12 protein-coding genes are annotated in these 15,474 nt (G+C 56.1%); 2 read left to right on the top strand and 10 right to left on the bottom strand.

Going from position 1 to position 15,474, the window contains the following annotated elements:
• Positions 1-81 precede the first annotated feature (81 nt).
• From ACPUC7_RS06980 to phnR, 9 genes are all read right to left on the bottom strand, one after another.
• Entirely contained in the window at positions 82-1,482 is a 1,401-nt protein-coding gene (locus ACPUC7_RS06980; RefSeq protein ID WP_494922297.1) for an efflux transporter outer membrane subunit, read from the bottom strand.
• Between the two features lie 89 nt (positions 1,483-1,571).
• Positions 1,572-4,703 (bottom strand): efflux RND transporter permease subunit, encoded by a 3,132-nt coding sequence (locus tag ACPUC7_RS06975; protein WP_494922296.1) that lies wholly within the window; start codon positions 4,701-4,703, stop codon positions 1,572-1,574.
• A gap of 9 nt (positions 4,704-4,712) precedes the next feature.
• On the bottom strand, positions 4,713-5,849 hold the full coding sequence (locus tag ACPUC7_RS06970) for an efflux RND transporter periplasmic adaptor subunit (protein WP_494922295.1): 1,137 nt from the start codon (positions 5,847-5,849) through the stop codon (positions 4,713-4,715).
• A 300-nt stretch (positions 5,850-6,149) separates the two neighbouring features.
• Positions 6,150-6,338: a YlcI/YnfO family protein gene (locus ACPUC7_RS06965; protein ID WP_343552387.1), complete on the bottom strand. Its 189-nt coding sequence runs from the start codon at positions 6,336-6,338 to the stop codon at positions 6,150-6,152.
• A 443-nt stretch (positions 6,339-6,781) separates the two neighbouring features.
• On the bottom strand, positions 6,782-7,579 hold the full coding sequence (locus ACPUC7_RS06960; RefSeq protein WP_343552388.1) for an ABC transporter permease subunit: 798 nt from the start codon (positions 7,577-7,579) through the stop codon (positions 6,782-6,784).
• 2 nt (positions 7,580-7,581) lie between these two features.
• Positions 7,582-8,451: a 2-aminoethylphosphonate ABC transporter permease subunit gene (locus ACPUC7_RS06955; protein WP_494922294.1), complete on the bottom strand. Its 870-nt coding sequence runs from the start codon at positions 8,449-8,451 to the stop codon at positions 7,582-7,584.
• A 1-nt stretch (position 8,452) separates the two neighbouring features.
• Entirely contained in the window at positions 8,453-9,550 is a 1,098-nt protein-coding gene (gene phnT / locus ACPUC7_RS06950; RefSeq protein ID WP_494922293.1) for a 2-aminoethylphosphonate ABC transport system ATP-binding subunit PhnT, read from the bottom strand.
• 6 nt (positions 9,551-9,556) lie between these two features.
• Positions 9,557-10,570 (bottom strand): 2-aminoethylphosphonate ABC transporter substrate-binding protein, encoded by a 1,014-nt coding sequence (locus ACPUC7_RS06945; RefSeq protein ID WP_494922292.1) that lies wholly within the window; start codon positions 10,568-10,570, stop codon positions 9,557-9,559.
• A gap of 142 nt (positions 10,571-10,712) precedes the next feature.
• On the bottom strand, positions 10,713-11,432 hold the full coding sequence (gene phnR, locus ACPUC7_RS06940; protein ID WP_343552392.1) for a phosphonate utilization transcriptional regulator PhnR: 720 nt from the start codon (positions 11,430-11,432) through the stop codon (positions 10,713-10,715).
• A gap of 136 nt (positions 11,433-11,568) precedes the next feature.
• Here phnR and phnW point away from each other — a divergent pair, with 136 nt between their 5' ends.
• A complete protein-coding gene (phnW, locus tag ACPUC7_RS06935; RefSeq protein WP_494922291.1) occupies positions 11,569-12,672 on the top strand; it encodes a 2-aminoethylphosphonate--pyruvate transaminase in 1,104 nt (367 codons plus the stop codon).
• A gap of 11 nt (positions 12,673-12,683) precedes the next feature.
• Positions 12,684-13,493, top strand: a complete 810-nt coding sequence (gene phnX / locus ACPUC7_RS06930) for a phosphonoacetaldehyde hydrolase (RefSeq protein ID WP_494922290.1) — start codon at positions 12,684-12,686, stop codon at positions 13,491-13,493.
• 41 nt (positions 13,494-13,534) lie between these two features.
• Here phnX and ACPUC7_RS06925 read toward each other — a convergent pair whose 3' ends face one another.
• Positions 13,535-15,268 (bottom strand): penicillin-binding transpeptidase domain-containing protein, encoded by a 1,734-nt coding sequence (locus ACPUC7_RS06925; protein ID WP_494922289.1) that lies wholly within the window; start codon positions 15,266-15,268, stop codon positions 13,535-13,537.
• Positions 15,269-15,474 lie beyond the last annotated feature (206 nt).

Below are 15,474 nucleotides of genomic sequence, written 5' to 3'. Positions count from 1 at the left end.
GTTAAACTATCACTGCGCGCATTATCAGCTTAATGCTCGAACGATTTCCATACGCGAACCGTAAGGGTTTTGTTAAGACATTCAGGCTTTCCAACCGCCGCCCAGCGCCTTGTAGAGGGTGATTTTCTGGCTCAACTGCCCCAGATGTGCGCTGATCAGCGACTGCTGCGAACTGTAAAGCGATCGCTGGGCCACTAACACATTGAGATAATTGTCTACGCCTTGCTTAAAGCGCAATTCGGAATAATCGTAGTCGCGTTGATTGGCGCCGACTTCCTGTTGCAGCGCCGTCAGCTGATCCTGCCAGGTATCCTGACCGGCCAACGCATCATTCACCTCTTTGAACGCGGTCTGAATCGCCTTCTCATAGTCAGCAATTTCAATGCGTTTCTCGATATGCGCGATATTGAGGTTGGCCTCGTTTTTACCGCCGTCAAAAATCGGCAGATTGATCGATGGCATAAACGACCACGCACCGGTGCCGCCGCCCAGCAAGCTGCCGAGCGAACTGCTGGTCGAGCCGCCGGAGGCGGTTAAGGTGATACTTGGGAAGAACGCCGCGCGCGCCGCGCCAATATTGGCGTTCGCCGCTCTCAGCGTGTGCTCGGCCGCCATGATGTCAGGCCGACGCGTCAACAGATCCGACGGCAAGCCCGCGGGCGTTGGCGGGAATTGCCAGTTGGCGTCCAGCGTGGCGTGCGACAGCAAGGTGGCCGGCAAATCCGTGCCGACCAGCAGGCGCAGCGCGTCCACATCCTGACGCACCTGGCGCGTGTAACTCGCCACATCCGCCTGCGCTGCCCGCACGGTACTTTCCGCCTGGGCGAGATCCTGATCGCTGCTGGCGCCGCCGTCGTAGCTGATTTTGGTCAGACGATACGACTCCTGCTGACTTTGCGCGGTGTGTTGCGCCAGATGCAGCAGATCGTTATCCGAGCTCAGCGTCAGCCACGCCGTCGCCACTTCGGAAATCAGCGAAATGCGCGTGGCACGTTCGGTCGCTGCGCTGGAGAGATAGGTTTCCTGCGCCTGATCGCTCAGGCTTTGCAGGCGACCAAAGAAATCCAGCTCCCACGAGGTGACGGCTAATCCGGCGTTGAGTTCGTGGTAAGTCACCGCGCCGGTGGTTTTGGTGTTGTAGAGATTGGCCGGTTCATGCGCCGAGGTTTGCCCGGCGCTAGCGTTGATTGACGGCATCAGCGCCGCACGCTGCACCGTCACGCCCTGCCGCGCCTCTTCCACATTCAACGCCGCGACGCGCAGGTCACGGTTATTGTTGAGCGACAGCTCGATCAGATTGCGCAGCGTGGCATCGGTGAAGAAGTTCTGCCACGGCAAATCCGCCACGTTACCGACCGGCGTCGCCTGATCGTATTTGGCATCCACCGGCATCGCCGGGCGCTGATAATGCGGTTCCATGGTGCAACCGGCCAATACCAGCATCAGCGGCAACAACGCCAAACGGAAATTTTTATTGTTCATTATGAATAACCTCAATGGATAGTGCCGTGCAGTTTGCCAGGAGCGCATAAATGCGCTCCCTACGTAGGGTCGCCATTTATGGTGACCGCCTAACTGTCATGCACTACCTCTGCTGCTGCCTTTTTCTTGCGCGCAAAGAACTGCGAAACCACCACGTAGAACATCGGCACAAAGAAGATGGCGAGGAAGGTGGCGGTGATCATCCCGCCGGCCACCGCCGTACCAATCGAGTGCTGGCTACCGGCACCCGCGCCGTTGGAAATGGTCAGCGGCAGCACGCCGAGGATAAACGCCATCGAGGTCATGATGATCGGACGGATACGCAAGCGCGCCGCTTCCACCGCCGCTTCCACCAGCGTTTTACCTTCGCGCTCATGCAACTCTTTGGCGAACTCGACAATCAAAATGGCGTTTTTCGCCGCCAACCCGACCGTGGTTAACAGCCCCACCTGGAAGAACACATCGTTCTGCAAGCCGCGCAGCAACACCGCGCTGATGGTGCCGAGAATGCCGAGCGGCACCACCATGATCACCGAGAACGGAATCGACCAGCTCTCGTACAGCGCTGCCAAACACAGGAACACCACCACAATCGAGATCAGATACAGCTGCGTGGTTTGGCTGCCGGACGCTTGTTCCTCATAAGAAATGCCGTACCACTGCACACGGAAGCCGCTTGGCAACTGCTTCGCCAGCTGCTCCACTGCTTTCATCGCTTCACCGGTACTTTGGCCCGGCGCAGGCGATCCGAGGATCTCTTCGGCGGTTAAGCCGTTAAAGCGCTCGAAGTGCGGCGAACCGTACACCCATTTGCCGGAAGCAAAGGCGGAGAATGGCACCATAGTGCCGCTGCTGTTGCGGAAGTACCATTTGTCGAGATCGGATGGCGTGACGCGTGAATCCGCTTTGCCCATCAGATACACCTCTTTCACGCGGCCGTTATACATGAACTGATCGATGTAGCTGGAACCCCACGCCACCGACAAAGTGTTGTTGATATCGGTCATGCTTAAGCCGAGCGCGCTGGCCTTCTCGTCATTGATCTCCAGCTGATACTGCGGCTCATCTTCCAGACCATTGAGACGCACCTGCGCCAGATGCGGATCTTTGTTGGCTAACGCAATCAGCTGGTGCGCGGCATCCATCATCTGCTGATGGCTGTGTGCGCCGGTGTCCTGCAAGTAGAGATCGAAGCCGGTGGCGTTACCTAGCTCCATTACCGCAGGCGGCACCATGGCGAAGATCTTGGCGTTCTGATAGTGGGCAAAATGCGCCATCACGCGATTGGCCAGATCCTGCACGCTTTGCCCGCTGTGGGTACGATCGCTCCAATCTTTCAGGCGCACAAACGCCATGGCGTTGCTCTGTCCACGACCGGCAAAGTTGAAGCCTGCCACGCCAAAGGTGGTGGTCACCACCGACGCTTCGTTCTGCTGCAAATAGGCGTTGAGGTCGTCGATCACCTGCTGGGTACGCTGCGACGATGAGTTCACCGGCAGCGTCATTTGCACCATCATTAAGCCCTGATCTTCACCCGGCAGGAAAGTGGTGGGCACGCGGGTGAACAAAAAGCCCGTCACGCCGACGATCACCAGGTAGATCACCAAGAACAGGCCGCGACGGGAAATCACTTTGCTGACGCCGTTGGTGTAATGCATCGCACCGCTGTCGAACTTGCGGTTAAACCAACCGGCGAATCCGGTGGTTTTGTGCTCGGCCGCCGCCGGTTTCAGTAAAGTGGCGCACAGTGCAGGCGTGAAGATCAGCGCCATGATCACCGACAGCGCCATGGCTGAAACGATGGTGATGGAGAATTGGCGATAGATAACGCCGGTCGAGCCGGAGAAGAACGCCATCGGCAACAGCACCGCCGACAGCACCAGCGCGATACCAAACAGCGCGCCCTGAATCTGCTGCATCGATTTGATGGTGGCGCTTTTCGGATCGAGATGTTCTTCGTGCATCACACGCTCGACGTTCTCCACCACCACAATCGCATCATCCACCAGCAGCCCGATGGCCAGCACCATGCCGAACATGGTCAAGGTGTTGATGCTGTAGCCAAACGCCGCCAGCACGCCAAAGGTCCCGAGCAACACCACCGGCACCACCAGCGTGGTGATCAGCGTAGCGCGCAGGTTTTGCAGGAAGATCAGCATCACGAAGAACACCAGCACTACCGCTTCGATCAGCGTTTTCACCACTTCTTCAATCGATGCGCTGACCACCGGCGAGGTGTCGTACGGATACTGCACTTCGACGTTATCCGGCAGCGATTGCTTGAGATCGGCGATGGTTTGCCGCACCGCTTTGGCGGTATCCAGCTCATTGGCGCCGGTCGCCAGACGCAGCGCAATCCCCGCCGCCGGTTTGCCATTCATGGTGGCATCGATGCCGTAGCTCTGCGGCCCAAGCGCCACGCTGGCCACATCTTTCAACCGTACCTGCGAACCGTCGCTGTTCACTTTCAGCAGCACGTTTTCAAACTGTTTCACCGTGGTGAAACGGGTTTTACCGAGAATGGTGGCCTCGGTTTTTGCGCCCTGAATGGTCGGCAAACCGCCCAATGAACCCGATGACACCTGCACGTTCTGGTTATCGATCGCGGTGGTGACATCGCTCGGCATCAGGTTGTATTTGTACAGCTTGGCCGGATCGAGCCAGATGCGCATGGCGTATTCCGAACCCAGCACCATGAAGTCACCGACACCCGGCGTACGCGAGATCGGATCTTCCAGTTTCGATACCAGCATATCGGCCAAATCGCCGTTGGTCAGCTTGCCGTCTTTGGAGATCAGCCCGATGACCATCATGAAGTTTTTCTGGTACTTACGGATGCGAATCCCTTGCTGCGTCACATCGGTTGGCAACTGCGATTCCGCCAGCGACACGCGATCCTGCACCTGCACCTGAGCGATGTCGGGATTGATGCCCTGATTAAAGGTGGCGATGATCTGCGCGCTGCCGTCCGAGGCGCTGCTGGATTCCAGATAGCGCAAGCCATCAAGCCCGTTGAGTTGTTGCTCGATCACCTGCACCACGGTGTTTTGCGTGGTTTCGGCGCTGGCACCCGGATACGTCACCGAGATCGATACCGCTGGCGCGGAGATGTTGGGATATTGATTGACCGGCAAGCTGATGGCGGCAATCGCGCCCACCAGCATCACGATAATCGCGATAACCCAGGCAAATATCGGACGTTCAATAAAAAACTTCGACATGCCGCCCCCTTATTGCGCTGCTGCGTCGGTCATGGAAAGACTGACCGCGCTGGCGGATGGCGTATCGTTGGTATTGGCGGCGGTGGTGGTGACTTTCACCCCGTTGCTCACGCTTTGCAGGTTGTTAACCACCACATTTTCCCCTTGCTGCAAGCCTGCGGTCACCAGCCATTCACCTTTGATCATCTCGCCGGTTTGGATAGTGCGCTGTTCGATGGTGTTGTCACTTTTCACCACGTAAACATACGGCTGGCCTTTGGTGTCATGCATGATCGACTCTTGCGGCAGCAAAATACCCTGCTGCTGAATGCCCTGCGGGAAGCTGGCGTGGACATACATGCCGGGCAGCAACTCATTGTTAGGATTCGGGAACACCGCGCGCAGCACCACGGTGCCGGTGGCGGTATCGACGTTCACTTCCGAGAACGCCAGCTTGCCTTGCTGATCGTATTGGCTGTTATCTTCCAGCGACAGGCCAACGGCGGCGGTGTTGTCGGCGACTTTGGCAATCTTGCCTTCCGCCAGCGCGCGGCGCAGACGCAGCAGATCGGTGGACGATTCGCTGACATCGACATACATCGGATCGAGTTGGGTAATGGTGGCGAGATAGTCGGTTTGGCCGTTGGTAACCAGCGCACCGGCGGTATACAGCGAACGGCTGATGTGGCCGGAAATTGGCGCTTTCACCAGCGTGTAATCCAGATTGACCTTGGCGGTTTCGACATCGGCCTGTGCTTCACGTTCGGCGGCAATCGCATCATCGTAAGTTTGCTGGCTGATGGCATGCGCGGCGGCGAGCGGCTGATAGCGTTTCGCCACCATCGCATCGTTTTGCCAGGTCGCCATCGCTTTGTCGTAAGCGGCTTTATAGGTGGCTGGATCGATCTGGTACAGCGGCTGACCGGCTTTGACTTCACCGCCTTCAGTAAACAGGATCTTTTCAATCACCCCGCTAACCTGCGGGCGCACCTGCGCGGTACGCACGGCGGTGGTGCGGCCAGGTAATTGGCTGACAAGCGTAACGGGTTCTGCTTTCAGGTTTACCACGCCAACTTGCGGTGTTGCGGATGCGGCGGTTTTTGCTCCGCCCTGGTCACAGGCTGCCAGTAAAAACACCACGCTGGCAGAAAGAATTTTCAGGCGCATAGTTGTTCTCTAAAAGATAGGAGGAGAATAGTCACGAATGTAATGACTCTAAAAAGCCATTGTAGGGAGGAGGCTAAGGCGGGGTTGTTAAGGTTGCGTAAAATATATTTTCCAAAGGAAAATGGTAAACCTTTCGTGCCATAAATGGTTGGGATTTTTGGCTTTTTGCGGGTTTTATGGGCCGCTATAAATGACGCCCTGACGTTCTTGCAGACATCATCTGTAGGGTCGCCATTTATGGTGACCGAAGAATGCACGGTGCGGCCATTGGAACGGTCACCATAAATGGCGGCCCTACAGTTATCCCTTGGGCTCAATGCCGCGACGCCGCAACTCGCGGCGCGCCAGATCCTTTAACCAGCACGACAACGTGACGTTATCGTCTTCGGTCAACTCGCGCAGTTGATCGTGCAATTCAGGATGAATACGCAACTGAAACGCCGTGGAGCGGCCTTCACCTTTTGGCGTGCGGTCTTTGGTTTTTGGCATCGGGGTTGGCCTCAACGAATCGCAATAAAAACGCCCCAAAGCCGTGCTACCAACACGCTTTGGGGCTGGCGAACCGAAATGGAATGCGGCATCGCGGTGCGTTAGCGCTAGGTTACACGGCAAGATATTTTTATGTTACCGGGGAAATGTTAAGACCTGGTTAAGAGGTGTGAACGATTTCGCGCGGCGGTAAATTCTGGGCAAAAAAAACCCACGCATCTGCGTGGGTCGGTGTAATAACAGGGTACTGCCGGAGCAGCTTGTTTCACACCCATCAATACCTCTGGGATGTCTATCCTCGCACCGTTTGACCGACGAAAGACAGGTGGAAAAAGCAACCGTATTCGGCGAAGTGAAACGAGGTGTGAATTTCCTGCACACCGCGCTTACACTTCTGATTTAACTAAGATTTATCTTACGCAAACATGACAAAATCGTGACTTTCACGGCGAACCTAAACGCCGCGCCAACCGTTCTAATTTAATCATCAAGCCCATAATCGTCACCACTAACACCACGGTAAGCGCGGAACCGTCCGCAATGCTGCCGCGGTCGGTCAGGCTGAAAATCGTCACCGGCAAGGTCGTCCAGCCGGGAGGATAAATCATCACCGTGGCACCCAATTCGCCCATCGACAGTGACAAGCTCAGCGCTAATGCCGATAACATCCACGGCATCAGCAGCGGCAAGGTGATGCGCGTGAGTCGATAAAAAGGCGTGGCACCCAAACTGGACGCCGCATGTTCAATCTCCGGCGCAATGCGGCTTAATCCGGTAGAAACGTTGCTGAAAGTCGCGGCAGAGATCAGCACAAAGTGCGCCACCAACACGATCAGCAAGGTACCGTTCATCTGCATGGGCCCTTGGCTGAACGCCACCAGAATACCCAATCCCACCGACACCGAAGGCACCGCGCTGGGCAGGAAAAACAGCATATTCAAACGTTTCTGCCAACGTGGTGCTTGTTGGCGCAGCGCAATCGCTGCCCAAGTGCCACACAGCAGCGCAAACAGACTGGCGGCAAAACCGACTACCAAGCTGGCGAACAGTGAATCCCAGGCCGCACCGCGGAAAGCGTTAACAAAGTGATTGAGGGTAAAGCCGCTGGGCAGCACGCCGTTCCACTGTTGCGTCAAGCTGGAGAGCAGAATCACCGATAAGGGCAGCAGGAAAAACAGCGTAAACAACATCATGCCGAGCAAACTGAGCGCCTTGCGCGCGCTGCGTGACCAAATCAACATGCTTAGCTCCTTATTCTGGCACGCGACGCGGCCAAGCGATACAGCAGGAACAGGCCGACCGACAGCAGAATGTTGATCACCGCAATCGCGCAGGCCGCGCTGTAGTCCGATTCCAAAATGGCTTTGCTGTAGACCATCATCGGCAGCGTATTGACCCCTTTAGCACCGATAAACAGCACGATGCCAAATTCATTGGTCGCCAGTAACAAGCACAAGCTGCCGCCGGCTAACAGCGCGGGTAACACGGCGGGGAAAATCACCTGACGAATCACGCGCGTCGGATGGGCACCTAAAATACTGGCAGCTTCCAACTGACTGCGATCGATCTGACGCAGTGCCGCCATTAACGGACGCATGATCAGTGGGGTGAACACGGTGATTTCGGCCAGAATCACGCCGGGCATCGAATAGAGAAAATCCACCGGCGGCAATTCGAACGGGAACAACGCCATCAATCCGCCATTCACTAAGCCCGCCGAGCCGTAGATGAAGGTGAACGCCAGCGTAATCAGAAAGGTGGGCAGCGCGATAAAGGTGTCAATGGTTAAGGTGATAAATCGGCTGCCTTTGAACGGAATGAACACCAGGATGAAGGACATCACCGCACCCAACACCAGGCAACCGAGCGTGGTGCAAAGCGCGATTTGCACGGTATTAAGCAACGCGCTGACAAAGCGCCGAGATTGCAACACCTGCCAGAATGCCGTGAAGGCAAAATGCCCGCTGTTATCCTGCAACGCCTGCTGCACGATCAGTAATAACGGATAGAAGAACAGCACCGCAATCACCAGCAGCGGCGGCATAATCGCCAGTACGCGTTGCAACTTCAGTCTTGCATGGTGCGGGTGCGCCAGAACACTATTCTCAGCCATTTCACACCTCAATTAACACGGCGTCTTCGGTTTCAAACCACAGTGTAAGCCGCTCGCCCGGCTGCGGTTGCGTGTTGAGTTGCGTCAACACCACGCGCACGCTTTCGCCCGCCACATCACAAATCAAATGGGTGAGATCGCCCTGCCAGTGCGATGCCACCAAAGTGGCTTCCAAACGATTGCTGTGCGCGCTGCGTGCACTCAATGAAATGTGCTGCGGGCGCAGACATAACAGCTTATTGCGGCTGCGCATCGCGCCTTGCGTGTAGGCGTTAACCACGCTGCCGCCGCAGGTGACATGCACTGCACCGGCCTGCGTTGACAACTCCAGCGCCGTGGCCTGCAAAATATTGGCGCGCCCCAAAAACTCCGCAGCAAAGCGGTTGGGTGGATAGCGATACAGCGATTGCGTTTCACCGTAGGCGATCATTGAGCCATCTTTCATGATGCCGATTTTGTTGGCTAAGGTGAGCGCTTCGGTCTGATCGTGCGTGACATAAAGGATGGTCAGCTCCGGCAGTTCGCGATGCAAACGCGCAAGCTCCTCCACCATGCTGTGACGGATTTGCGCATCCAGCGCCGAAAGCGGTTCATCCAACAGCAACACTTGGGGACGCGTCGCAATGGCGCGCGCAATCGCCACGCGCTGCTGCTGTCCGCCTGAAAGCTGATGCGGATAACGGGTGGCGTAATCGCTCATCCCCACACTTTTCAACGCTTGCTGCACGCGCTCGCCAATCAACGCTTTGGGCTGTTTTTGCGCCCGCAAACCAAACGCCACGTTGTCTTCAACTTTCATGTGCGGAAACAGCGCGTAGTTTTGCACCACCATGCCAAGCCCACGCTGATAAGGCGGCAAGTGGGTGATCTCGCGCCCGCCCATCAAAATGCGTCCAGCGGCTGGCTCAACAAAACCGGCAATGGCGCGCAGCACCGTGGTTTTGCCAGAACCGGATGGCCCAATCAGGGCCAATACCTCACCGGGTTCGATGGTCAACGACAGCGGTTTTAGCACCACGTTGCCATGATAGGAAACGCGCAGATCGTCGAGGACGATGCCGGAGGTGCTAAGCGGGTTGGCTTGAGTTTTCATCAGCATCGCGCGTTACTCGCTGTCGGTGACCTGGTGCCAGCGGGCAATATCCGCTGAAAGCGTTTCTGCTACCTGGTTCCAGTCTGGCTGCCAGATATTTACCCCTTCGAGCGCGCTTTTTGCCTGCTGGTAATTGTCATCAGTTGGCGTGACGTCGTTGCGCACCGGCATGCCCCAGGAAAGCGAACTCACGTTGGTCTGTGCCGCGTTATCCAGCAGGAAATTGATCAGCTTCTTACCGTTTTCGCTTTGCGGAGCGTTCTGCACCAAGCCAATCACGTACGGCAACGCCAGCGCACTGCGTTGGCCTTGTGCATCAGCAGGCCAGAAGATTTTGACGTTGGGATTGCGCGCCATCTGTGACAGGTTCATCTGCAAATCGCCGTTTGCCACGTACAGCTCACCTTTGTTGACCAACGCCGTCAGTTTTCCGGTTGAAGCGGATGGGCCAACATTATTGGCTTGCAGCTTGCCGAGATAATCAAAGCCCGCGTCTTTGCTGCCGTGACTTTGAATCGCTTGCAACATCACCGCGGTGCCATCGCCCGCCTGACCTGGCGTGGAATATTGCAGTTTATTTTTGAAGCGGCTATCCAGCAGCTCCTGCCAGCTGGCTGGGGCGCTTTTTAGCAGTTTCGCGTTGTAGATAAAGCTCAGATAGTTGTTCACCAACGGCACATAACGCGCGTTAGTACCGGCAATGTGGGCGGCGGCGTCGGGGGTAAAATCGGCTAACAGGTTCTGCGTGGCGGCGCGTTGGATAAACGGCGGCACGGTAACCAACACATCGGCCTGCGGGTTGCTGCGCTCTTTCGCCAGACGCTCGACAATCGCGCCGGAACCGCCTTCAACGTACTGCACTTTGATGCCGGTCGCTTGGGTGAAGGCATCAAACTCGGTTTGATACCAGCTTTGCGCGCCATCATGCAACCCATCAGCGGAGTAAACCGTGACCACAGAATCAGCCCAAACCGGGGCAGTAACCAATGCGAGGGCGGAGAACAGAGCGAGTCGGGAAAGTTTCATCAGGTGTTCCTCTTAGGTGGATTTTGTATTCTGGTATGTACCAGATTTTGTTTCACGCTAAGGGGAATTTATGACAAAAGGATGAAAGCGAAAAAAACCCCGGAAAAATAATTTCCAGGGTTGTTATGAGGAGCGCGAGATTTTAGTGGGTATCGACGTCAATCCGCAGGCTGTCGTGACGCCAATATTCGATATCGAAGTCCAGTACGCGGCCATGTTGATCGTAGTTCAAACGGCTGAGTTGCAGCGCTGGCAAGCCTTCCATGATGCCCAATGCGGCGGCGGCATGCGCCGGAACCGAGGTGGGGAAGAAGCTCAAATGCATGCTGGTGTAAATCAAATCGTAGTTGGCCTGATAGACCTCGGTCAGGCTGCCGTTGAGATCGTGGCGCAACAGTTCCGGCACGCGCGCCGGTAAACAATGGTTTTCGCAATAGCAAATCGCGCGGCCATCCGCGTAGCGCAAACGGGTTAGCAGGTAGATTTGGTCAAAGGGTTGCAGCTCTAAAGGCAGCCTGACATCCAGCGGTACCGTAGTGAGTTTGCCGCTGATCAACACCGTCTTAGGTTCACGCCCTTGCTCAAGACACAGCTTATGGAAGTTGGTGTTCTGCGTGGGATCGAGTCGCAACCGCGCGGGTGTGACATACCAGCCGCGACGATCGGAACGGTAAATCACCCCGCTGGCTTCCAGCTGCGCCAGGCTCTCGCGAATGGTGGTGCGCGTAGTGCTGAAGATGGCGCAAAGCTCACGCTCAGAGGGCAATTTATCGCCGCTTTGTAACGCACCGCTTTGAATGCGCGCCTGAAGTTCTGCCTTGATCAGCAGATATTGCGGGATATCGGCGTTGGTTGTTTTCATGCTGACTCGCTGTTTTTTTATGGCGTCATTATACATGCTCAGATGAATTTTTTGTTGCAGCGGCCTTTTTCCTTTGACCTTCCAATCCGGATGTTTTGATAATAACGCCAATCTGGTACAGACCAATGGTGAGAAAATGCAATCCAAGCCCTATTTGCTGTTAACCCCCGGCCCACTCTCCACCTCGAAAACCGTTAAAGAGGCGATGTTGTTCGACAGTTGCACCTGGGACGATGACTACAACCTCGGCGTGGTACAGACCATCCGTCAACAGCTGGTTGCGCTGGCAACGCCGCAAGCCGGATTCACCAGCGTCTTGCTGCAAGGCAGCGGCAGCTATGCCGTCGAAGCGGTGTTAGGCAGCGTCGTCGCCGATCACGGCAAAGTGTTGATCGTCGATAACGGTGCTTACGGCGCACGCATGATTGAGATGGCCAGCATGATGGGCATTGCACATCATGCATATTCGTGTGGCGAAGTGACCTGCCCGGATGTCGCCACCATTGAGCAGATTTTGCAGCAGGATCCAGCCATCACCCACATTGCGATGGTGCATTGCGAAACCACCACCGGCATGCTCAACCCGATTGCCGCCGTGGGCGAACTGGCGCATCGCCTGGGCAAACGCTACATCGTCGATGCGATGAGCAGCTTCGGCGGCATTCCGCTGGATATCGCTGAATTGCATATCGATTTCCTGATCAGCTCGGCCAACAAGTGTATTCAGGGCGTGCCGGGTTTTGCCTTTGTGATTGCGCGTCAAACGGAACTTGAAAAGTGCCGAGGGCGCTCGCGCTCGCTGTCGCTGGACCTGTATGCGCAATGGCGCTGCATGGAAGATCATCACGGCAAATGGCGTTTCACCTCGCCGACGCACACCGTGTTGGCGCTTGCCCAGGCATTGAAAGAGTTGCAGCAAGAAGGCGGCGTGGCGGCACGTTATCAGCGTTATCAAAGCAATCAACGTCGATTGGTGGCGGGCATGCGCGCGTTAGGTTTCGAGGCGCTGCTGGAAGATAGGCTGCATTCGCCGATCATCACCGCCTTTTACTCGCCGCAACACGCCACTTATCGCTTCAACGATTTTTACCAACAGCTCAAGCAGCACGGTTTTGTTATCTATCCCGGCAAAGTATCGCAGAGCGATTGCTTCCGCATCGGCAATATCGGTGAGGTGTATGAACAAGACATCGCGGCGTTGCTGATCGCGGTTGAACAAGCCATGTACTGGAAACAATAAGGAATGTCGTCATGTTAGGTATTAATGCTCTGATTCTGGATTGGGCGGGCACCACCGTCGATTTCGGCTCCTTCGCCCCGACGCAGATTTTCGTCGAAGCCTTCCAACAGGCGTTTGGCGTGGAAATTACGCTGGCGGAAGCGCGCGTGCCAATGGGACTCGGCAAGTGGCAACACATTGAAGCGCTGGGCAAACTGGCGAGCGTCGATGCACGCTGGCAGCAGAAGTTTGGTCGCGCGATGAATAAGCAGGATATCGACGCCATTTACGCCGCCTTTATGCCATTACAAATCAAGAAGGTGGTCGATTTCGCCGCCCCGATTGCCGGTGTCACCGAGGTGATTGACCAGTTGCGTGCCGAAGGCATGAAGATTGGCTCTTGCTCTGGCTATCCGCGCCCGGTGATGGAGAAACTGGTTCCCGCTGCGGCTGCCGCAGGTTATGCGCCAGATTATTGGGTGGCGTCGGATGATTTGCCGGTGGGCGCGCGTCCGGGTCCGTGGATGGCGCTGCAAAACGTGATTACGCTGGGCATTGATGATGTGGCGAACTGCGTCAAAGTCGATGATTCGGCACCGGGCATTGTAGAAGGAATTCGTGCCGGAATGTGGAGCGTTGGGCTGGCGGTGAGCGGCAATGAATTTGGCGCGACGTGGGACGAATATCAGCAGATGTCGGCCAGCGAAATTGATGCACGTCGCCAGATTGCCGCTGAAAAACTCTATTCAGCTGGCGCACATTATGTGGTGGATACCCTGGCTGACTTGCCTGGCGTTATCGCAAAAATTAACGCCCGCCTGAATAATGGCGAGCGTCCTTAAGCTGCTTTAGTGGTGCATCAAGCCGCGACGGCTTGATGCCACTAGGATTTACCGGCTGGCGGCGGCTTGCTGTAAATCGCATCCGGCGCCACGTTCATGTGCTTCAACACCGGCCCCATGATGTTGCCGAAAATTGGCGCGGCCACCGAACCACCAAAGTGGTCGCCTGCGGTTGGATGGTTGATCATCACCACCAGCGCCACTTCCGGATGGCTGGCGGGCGCGATCCCGGCGGTGTAGTTGACGTAACCGCCATCGTACTTACCGCTGGTGCCCATTTTCTCCGCCGTACCGGTCTTGGTTGCCAGACGATAGCCCGGCACCGCCGCTTTCACGCCGGTACCGCCCGGCAATACGTCACTCTCCAGCATGTGCACCACGGTTTGTACCACTTCCGGATTCGCCACTTGCTTACCCAGCACAGGCGGCGTCACTTTGGTGATCGACAACGGACGATAGATGCCATACGAACCGAGCGTGGCGTATTCACGCGCAATTTGCAGCGGCGTAACACGCAGGCCGTAACCAAACGCAAAGGTGGCGCGTTCGATATCCGCCCAGCGTTCGCGGTGCAGCGGGAAATAACCGACGCTTTCACCGGTCAAACCTAATCCAGTCGGTTTGCCCAACCCAAAGGCTTGATAGGTGTTCACCAGCGCTTCAGCGGGCATCGCCAGTGCAATGTGCGATACGCCGATGTCGCTGGATTTCTGCAAAATGCCGGTCATGGTCAAACGCGGCCAGTGACCCACGTCGCGGATTAAGTGGCCGTTAACGCTGTATGGCGCGGTATCGATCACCGAATCGGGGCGCACTAAATGGCGCTCCAGCCCTTCCATCACCACCAGCGGTTTCACCGTTGAACCCGGCTCGTAGCTGTCGTTGATCGCCACGTTACGCATCTGTGCCGGTGTGGCGTTATCAAAGTTGTTCGGGTTAAACGACGGATACGACGCCATCGCCAGAATTTCACCGGTATCGATTTTAATCAGCACCGCCGCGCCTGAATCCGCCTTGTTGAGCAGCACGCCGTCGCGCAGTTTGCTGTACAGCGTGAACTGGTCGAACTTATCAATACTGAGCTGCACCGTTGGCGGCTGTTGCGGCGGCTGGTAATCGATCATCGCGATGATGTTGCCTTCTTTATCCTGGCGATACACCTCTTTGCCCGGATCGCCCTGCAACACGTGATCGAAGCCTTTCTCGATGCCGTTCAAGCCGTTGCTGTCCGCGCCGACAATGCCGATCAACGGCGCAGCGGCTTCACTCATCGGATAAAAACGGCTGTCGTTATACACCGAACTGATGCCTTTCAACTTCAGCTCGGCAATATCTTTAGCGATGCCCAATTCGATTTTGCGTCCCAAATAAAGGAAACGCTTTTTCGGGTTGGCGGTGATTTGTGCACGCAGATCGTCCGGGCGCAGATTGAGTGCCGACGCCAGATACGCCCATTTGGCGCTGGTGAAATCGGGATTGGCTTCGAGTACGCGCATCGGATCGGCAATGATGTCACGCGCCGGAACGCTGAGCGCCAGCGCTTGTCCATCGCGATCCAGCAAGGTGCCACGGTTGGTCGGCAAGGTGACGGTGCGCAATGAGCGCTGATCGGCTTCATGCTCCAGCATCGGATGTTTAATCAGTTGCAAGTCACCGACAGCGACGAGCAACAGCACCAGGCAGCAAAGAACTCCCAGACAAATCAGGCGAAAACGAAACGGGTTAAATGGCGCTTTGATCTGGTCTTTTCCCAGAAATTTTTTAATTGGAGGCATAGCAATCCGCTGCGGTAAAAATGAATACCCTTCATACTTCAAGCTGCAGGTGCGTTGGCTGCGCGTGCTCGCCCCAGTCACTTACTTCAGTAAGCTCCTGGGGACTCACCCACTTGCCGCCTTCCTGTAGCTCGAATTATTTTGGGTAGAATTGAGACTGTTATAAAGAAACGCACAACTGGTTGACAGGAAAACTGTGTATCAGT

The sequence above is a fragment of the Pantoea sp. CFCC18179 genome, from assembly GCF_059412405.1.
The sequence above is the reverse complement of the archived record's forward strand: the minus strand, read 5'-3'. Positions and strand labels throughout refer to the sequence as shown.